Origin of the sequence: Streptosporangium sp. NPDC006013, assembly GCF_040614275.1 — a bacterium.
GTDB lineage: Bacteria > Actinomycetota > Actinomycetes > Streptosporangiales > Streptosporangiaceae > Streptosporangium.
Window position 1 is genome coordinate 1 of record NZ_JBEXUE010000518.1, and the last position, 6712, is coordinate 6712.

The following is a 6712-nucleotide window of genomic DNA, read 5'->3' on the forward strand; positions in this document are numbered from 1 at the left end:
AGGTCGGTCTGCGCTCTTGTGTTCAACGTAGCCATCTGGATCACACCTCCAGTTCATGATGGCCAGGGCTGGTCAACACGGGGCTTCGAAGCGCACCCGGGCCGCCAGGAGCGAAGTCCTCCCAGTGGTAGCACGCCCAGTAGTAGCCACCGTTGACCTGCGCGAGCTGGTCCTCGTCCAGTTCGCGGCCGAGCGCGGACAGAGCGGAGAGCTCCGACTTGCCGTTGGTCGCCATTTGTTCCCCCTTCGGTTGACTTGCATGACCAGCATCGCGATGGCATTTGGAAACCTCTTGGGAATTACTAGCGACCGGCTTGAGCATCATCGGCCGGCTGAAAGGCGTGCGGCTTGAGAAAGGCGTGCGGCACTTCAGGCTCGCAGGCGCAGCCCCCTTGGGGTCGGGTGGAAGCCCGCGGACTCCAGGGCGGCGGCCAGGGGGGAATCGTTGATGGCGGTGCCGTCCGCGCGCTCGACGGTCAGCTTGCCGAGGGCGCCGTCGCGTACGGTGAGCGCGAGGGCGTCGACGGCGGGCCGGAGGCGGTCGTCTCCGGAGAAGGAGAGCAGGGTCTTACCGCCGCGCTCGACATAGAGGATCAGATGCCCGTCGACGAGCACGACCAGGGATCCAGCCTTCCTGCCCGGCTTGTGGGACACCTCGCCAGGATGGGCGGGCCACGGCAGGGCCGCCCCGTACGGGTTGGCCGGGTCGGTCGCCGCCAGCACCACCGCTCGCCGGCCGCTTTCCCCCGCGCCCTCGGGCTTCCGGGAGCTCCACGGGTCGGGTACCGGTGCCGCGCTCGGCGGTGCGGTGAGTGAGACGGACATGGCGCGCATCCGGTCGACGGCACCGGGAAGGGCGAACTGGGCGCCGCCCAGCCCCTCCACGAAGTAGCCCCTGCGGCACCGGCCGCTCTCCTCGAAGGCGCGAAGCACCTGGTAGACGGCGGCGAACCCGCCCGGCAGCCGCTCGGCGGTCACCGCGCCCCTGGTCACCACGCCGTACCGCTCCAGCAGCACCTCGGCCTGGGCGTGGGCGCGCTGGGTGGCGTCCTCGGCGGGGGCGGGCAGCGTCCACCAGCGCCCGCCCACCGTGGGCGGGCCGCTCCGGCTCGGCAGCACCGCCCGCCGACGCCGGGTCGGAGCCGGGCGATGCGCGGGGCGCCCCGTCCCGAGCGTGGCCCGCAGCGGCGCCAGCGTGTCACCGGTGATCCGGCCCGACCACACCAGGTCCCACACGGCGGCCGACAGGGCACGGTCGTCCGGGACCGAACCGGCCAGAAGAACGCCGGCCCGGCTCGCCAGCTCGCGGAAGAAGAGCGCGCCCCCACCGCCCAGCACCTCCAGCACCGCCCCGTGCACCGGGGTCAGCGTGATGTCGGCGGGATCGGGCATCAGCAGCGGCGCGGTGTCGGCGAAGTAGAGCGACACCCAGCCGTCGCCACCCGGCAGAGACCCCTGCCCCGCCCAGATCACCTCGCCGGAGGCCGTCAGCTCGTCCAGCAGCGACGGGTCGTATCCGGGCACCCGCGAGGGCAGGATCAGCGTCTCCAGCGCCGAAGCGGGCACCGCCGAGCCCTGCAGTTGCTCGATCGCGCTCACCAGCGCGTCGATCGGCGGCCTGCCCCGCCGCGGGGAGTCGGTGATGCCGTGCCAGGCGGGGGCGAAGACGGCCAGAGTCTCCGCGGAGACCGGTTCCACCTCCTTGCGGAGCCTGGCCAGGGACCTGCGACGCAGCATCCGCAGCACCCCGGCGTCACACCACTCCTCGCCTCGGCCACCCGGCCTGAACTCCCCGCTCACCACCCGCCCGGAGGCCGCCAGGCGGCGCAACGCGTCGGTGACGACCGCGGTGCCGAGGCCGAACCTGGCCGCGGCCGTGCTCGCGGGGAAGGGGGCGCGGGTGCGGGCGTGCCTGGCGAGCAGGTCGCCCAGCGGATCGTCCACCGGTTCCAGGAACGCGTGCGGCACTCCCACCGGCAGCGGCACGCCGAGCGCGTCGCGCAGCCGGGCGGCGTCCTCGATCGCCGCCCACCGCTCCTGCCCGGCCACCCGAACCCTGATCGCCCGCCGGGAGCCCTCCAGTATGGCCAGCCACGCCGGGTCACCCTCGCGCACGCTCACGTCCTCGGCCACCAGGGGGCCGTGGGAGCGGAGCAGGTCGGCCAGGTCCTCGGTGTCGCGCAGCGGCCGGTCCAGCCGGGCCAGCTCCCGCTCGGTGTCGGCGATCACATCGGGGTCGAGCAGCTCGCGCAGGTCGGCCTGGCCCAGCAACTCGGCCAGCAGACTCGTGTCGAGCGCGAGTGCCTGGGCGCGGCGCTCGGCCAGCGGAGCATCCCCCTCGTACATGAACGCGCCGATGTAGTTGAACAGCAGCGACGCGGCGAACGGCGACGCCTTCCCGGTCTCCACCTCCACCAGCCGGACCCGCCGCGCCTCGATGTCGCGCATCAGCCGGACCAGCCCCGGAACGTCGAACACGTCCTGAAGACACTCGCGCATCGTCTCCAGCACCACGGGGAACGACGCGTAGCGGCCGGCCACGTTCAGCAGGTGCGACGCGCGCTGCCGCTGCTGCCAGAGCGGCGACCGCCTGCCCGGCACGCGGCGCGGCAGCAGCAGGGACCGCCCCGCGCACTCGCGGAACCGCGCCGCGAACAGCGCCGAACCGCCGAGTTCCTCGGTGACGATCCGCTCGATCTCGTCCGGGTCGAAGGCGGCGACGTCGGACGGAGGTTCCGAGAGAGTGTCGGGGATGCGCAGCACGATCCCGTCGTCGGAGTGCACGGCCTGCACGTCGACGCCGTAGCGCTCCCGCAGCCGCCGCCCGATCGCCAGCGCCCACGGCGCGTGTACCCGTGCTCCGTACGGGGAGTGCACCACCACCCGCCAGTCGCCCAGCTCGTCGTGGAACCGCTCGACCAGTAACGTCCGGTCGTCGGGCACATAACCGGTCGCCTGCCGCTGCTCGGCCAGGTAGGCGAGCAGGTTGGCCGCGGCGAACCCGTCCAGCCCCGCCGCCCTGATCCTCTCCAGCGCCCCGTCCCGTGCCGCGTTTCCGGCCTCGGCGTTTTCCGTCCCCGCGTTTCCCGCCCCCGCGCCTCCCGCTTCTGCCTTCGCCCTTCCCGACTCCGGGTTTCCCGTCCCTGAGCCCGGTGTTTCCGGATGCCCTGTTCTCGTGCTTCCCGTTCCTGCGTTCCTCGCGACCGAGCTCGGCGTTCCTCGGGCTCCCGCCCCCGCGTCCCTCGGCCGCGCGCTCTCCGTACCACCGTCTCCCGCCTCGGCGTCCGCGCCCGCCGAGGACATCTGGCGGAGGAACGCGCCGATGGCCTTCCCCAGCTCCGCCGGGCGCCCCGCGGTGTCGCCGTGCCAGAACGGGAGCTTCCCCGGCTGTCCGGGCGCGGGAGTGACCAGCACCCGGTCAGCCGTGATCTCCTCGATCCGCCAGGAGGTCGCGCCCAGCACGAACACGTCACCGGCCCGCGACTCGTAGACCATCTCCTCGTCCAGCTCACCCACCCGGGAGGACTTCTCCCCGACCAGGAACACGCCGAACAACCCCCGGTCGGGGATCGTGCCGCCGTTGGTGACCGCCAGCCGCTGGGCTCCGGGACGGCCCCGCAGGGTGCCGGCCACCCGATCCCAGACGATGCGCGGTCGTAGCTCGGCGAACTCCTCGCTCGGGTAGCGCCCGGCGAGCATGTCGAGGGTCGCCTCCAGCGCGCTTCTGGGCAGCGTCCGGTAGGGGGCGGCTCGCCGTACCACCTCCTCCAGCTCGTCGACGGTCCACTCGTCCAGCGCGGTCATCGCCACGATCTGCTGGGCGAGGACGTCGAGAGGATTGCGTGGATAGCGCAGTTCCTCGATCTCCCCACTTCTCATCCGTTCGGCCACCACGGCCGTCTGGACCAGGTCACCCCGGTACTTGGGAAAGATCACACCACGTGAGACGGCTCCCACCTGGTGCCCGGCCCTGCCGATCCGCTGCAGGCCGCTCGCCACGCTCGGCGGTGCCCCCACACAGGCCACCAGGTCCACCGCACCCATGTCGATGCCGAGTTCCAGGCTGGAGGTCGCGACCACGGCGGGCAGTCGCCCGGACTTGAGCGCCTCCTCGATCTGGGAACGCTCCTCCTTCGACACCGACCCGTGGTGGGCCCGCACGATCTCCGGGACGACCCCCTTGGCCGAACCGGCCTGCGCCATCATGGCCGCCGGGGTGGAGAGGGAGGCGGGGAGCTCGGGGAAGTTCTCGGCCCAGTGCGCGGGGTCCGCCTCCGTGCCCTCCTCGGTGGCCCGCCGCTCCCACGCCAGCTCGTTGAGGCGGGTGCAGAGCCGTTCGGCCAGCCGCCGTGAGTTGGCGAACACGATCGTGGAACTGTGCCCCCCGATCAGGTCGAACAGCCGCTCCTCCACATGCGGCCAGATCGACCGCTTGGCCGGGGTCTCGGTCAGCCACCGGTCGTCGTCGGAGGCGGGGGAGGTGGGCGGCGTGTCGAGCTCTGTCATGTCCTCGATCGGGACGACCACCTCGACCTCGATCTCCTTACCCGCGGGCGGCTGGACCACGGTCGCCGGACGGGGCCCGCCCAGGAAGGCGGCGACCTCGCTCACCGGCCGTACGGTCGCCGACAGGCCGACGCGCTGCGCGGGCCGGGGCAGGAGGGCGTCGAGCCGCTCCAGGCTGAGTGCCAGGTGCGCGCCGCGCTTGGTGGCGGCCACCGCGTGCACCTCGTCGACGATGACCGTCTCCACGCCGCGCAGTGCCTCGCGGGCCTGACTGGTGAGCAGCAGGAACAGCGACTCGGGGGTGGTGATCAGAATGTCTGACGGCCTGGTTGCGAACCGGCGCCGCTCCTCGGCCGAGGTGTCGCCCGAGCGGATCGCCACCGAGATCTCCGGCACCGGGAGGCCGAGCCTGCTCGCGGTCTGTCGCAGCCCGGCCAGCGGCGCCCGGAGGTTGCGCTCGATGTCGACGGCCAGAGCCTTGAGCGGCGACACGTAAAGGACCCGGCACAGCCTCGGCGGCTCCTCGTCCCGTCGGGAACGGCTCCGCCTCCCCTTGGCGCCCGTGCCGCCCGTCATGTCCGGGACGGTGGCGCCCGCCGGGGCGTCCATGATCGTGGTGGTGGCTCCGGCGCTTCCGGGGAACCCGGCGTCCTCGCCGGGCGGGAGAGACCCGGTGGCCGAGTGCCCGGCCGCCAGCCGGTCGAGCGACCACAGAAAGGCGGCCAGTGTCTTGCCGGAGCCCGTGGGGGCGACCACCAGGGTGTTGTCACCCCGGGCGATCGCCGCCCACGCCCCCTCCTGTGCCGCGGTCGGCGCGGCGAAGGCCCCGGTGAACCAGTCCCTGGTCATCCGGGTGAAGTGCCCCAGCGCCCCGTCCGCGCCCGCCGTCTCGCTCATCGCGCCCCCTGCCTCCCGGCTCGGCCGACCAACCGGGCCACCGCCCATACTGCACGGCGCCACCGACAGAACCCGTCACCGCCTGCCGCAGGCCGGTGGCCGGCTCATCGGCAGCGGATACGTGATCGACCGGTGCCACCGCCAGATCACCGGGTCTGTACGCCGGAGGCGTTCGACGGGGCACCGACGGGGCACCGACGGGGCACCGACGGGGCACTGACGGCACGGCCCGCCCCAGGAGTAGGTTGGCTCCTGTCGCCACAGGCATGCTTTGGCGAACACAGGACGCATTGAGTGGTGAGCTAACGATGAGCATCGACTACCAGGCCATCGAGGCGAAACGCGAGCGGATCAAGGCGGAGCACCTCGGGGAGAACCGTCCGCCGAGCAGCGCGAGAGGGCTGCACCACTTCGCGCTGATCTCCTCAGACGTCGAGACGACGATCAGGTTCTACCAGGACCTGCTGGAGTTCCCCCTCACGGAGATCTTCGAGAACCGCGACTACCAGGGGTCGAACCACTTCTTCTTCGACATCGGCAACGGCAACCTCCTCGCCTTCTTCGACTTCCCGGGGCTGGACCTCGGCCCCTACCGGGAGGTCCTCGGCGGGCTCCACCACGTCGCCATCTCCGTGGACCCCTCCACCTGGGAGCGCCTGCGAGGCAAGCTGGCGGCGGCGGGCGTGCCGCACCAGGTGGAGAGCGGTACCTCCATCTACTTCACCGACCCGGACGGGGCGCGCGTGGAACTGCTCGCCGACCCCCTCGGCGAGATGTACGGCTCCCGCGTGCTCTGACGGTCCGCGCCGCCCCTCAGCCGCGAGCCGGTCGCCCTCGGTTACGGTTCCCGCGTGCTCCGGCGGTCCGCCTTGCCCCCGTGGCGGCCCGTACTCCCGCCGGCGCACGGACCCCGCCCCCGCCGGCCCCCGTCCCCGGGGCTCCCTTTCACCGGGACCGGGCGACCGGGACGCCGCCGACGTGCGGCGTGCCGGGCGCGGGCCGCGGCACGCCGGCGTGGTCTCATACTTGGGGCATGCGCCTGTCGGATTTCTGGAAGCGGATGAAGCTGCACTTCGGCGACCAGTACGCCGAGTCGTGGGCCCATGACTACGTCATCGCCGATCTCGGCGGCCGGACCGTGATCCAGGCGCTGGCCGAGGGGGTCGGGGCGAAGGAGGTCTGGCACGCCGTGTGCGGGGTGACCGACGTCTCTCCCACGATGAAGGGCGAGCCGTCCTTCATCCCCGAGGAGTTCCAGACCAGGGACTTCCCCGGCAACCCCTACGGCCGCACGCTGCACTTCGGCATC

At 72.5% G+C, this 6712-nt stretch carries 3 protein-coding genes and 1 pseudogene; 2 read left to right on the top strand and 2 right to left on the bottom strand.

Annotated elements, in window-relative coordinates; translation table 11 throughout:
• Window positions 1–40 precede the first annotated feature (40 nt).
• On the bottom strand, window positions 41–235 hold the full coding sequence (locus ABZ260_RS43580) for a hypothetical protein (protein WP_355629693.1): 195 nt from the start codon (window positions 233–235) through the stop codon (window positions 41–43).
• A gap of 134 nt (window positions 236–369) precedes the next feature.
• Complete coding sequence (locus ABZ260_RS43585) at window positions 370–5403, bottom strand: ATP-dependent helicase (RefSeq protein ID WP_355629696.1); 5034 nt, start codon at window positions 5401–5403, stop codon at window positions 370–372.
• 308 nt (window positions 5404–5711) lie between these two features.
• On the opposite strand from ABZ260_RS43585, the gene ABZ260_RS43590 reads away from it, so the two are divergent.
• The gene (locus ABZ260_RS43590; RefSeq protein ID WP_355549037.1) at window positions 5712–6200 is read left to right on the top strand and encodes a VOC family protein; all 489 of its coding nucleotides are present in this window, start codon (window positions 5712–5714) and stop codon (window positions 6198–6200) included.
• Window positions 6201–6436: 236 nt separating this feature from the next.
• Window positions 6437–6601: pseudogene (locus ABZ260_RS43595) on the top strand (DUF3046 domain-containing protein); the annotation flags it as partial.
• Window positions 6602–6712 lie beyond the last annotated feature (111 nt).

Excerpts from the sequence above, each read along its gene's own strand:
- ABZ260_RS43580 (WP_355629693.1), bottom strand. The coding sequence starts at position 235 with ATGGCGACCAACGGCAAGTCGGAGCTCTCCGCTCTGTCCGCGCTCGGC.
- ABZ260_RS43590 (WP_355549037.1), top strand. The coding sequence starts at position 5,712 with ATGAGCATCGACTACCAGGCCATCGAGGCGAAACGCGAGCGGATCAAG.
- ABZ260_RS43585 (WP_355629696.1), bottom strand. The coding sequence starts at position 5,403 with ATGAGCGAGACGGCGGGCGCGGACGGGGCGCTGGGGCACTTCACCCGG.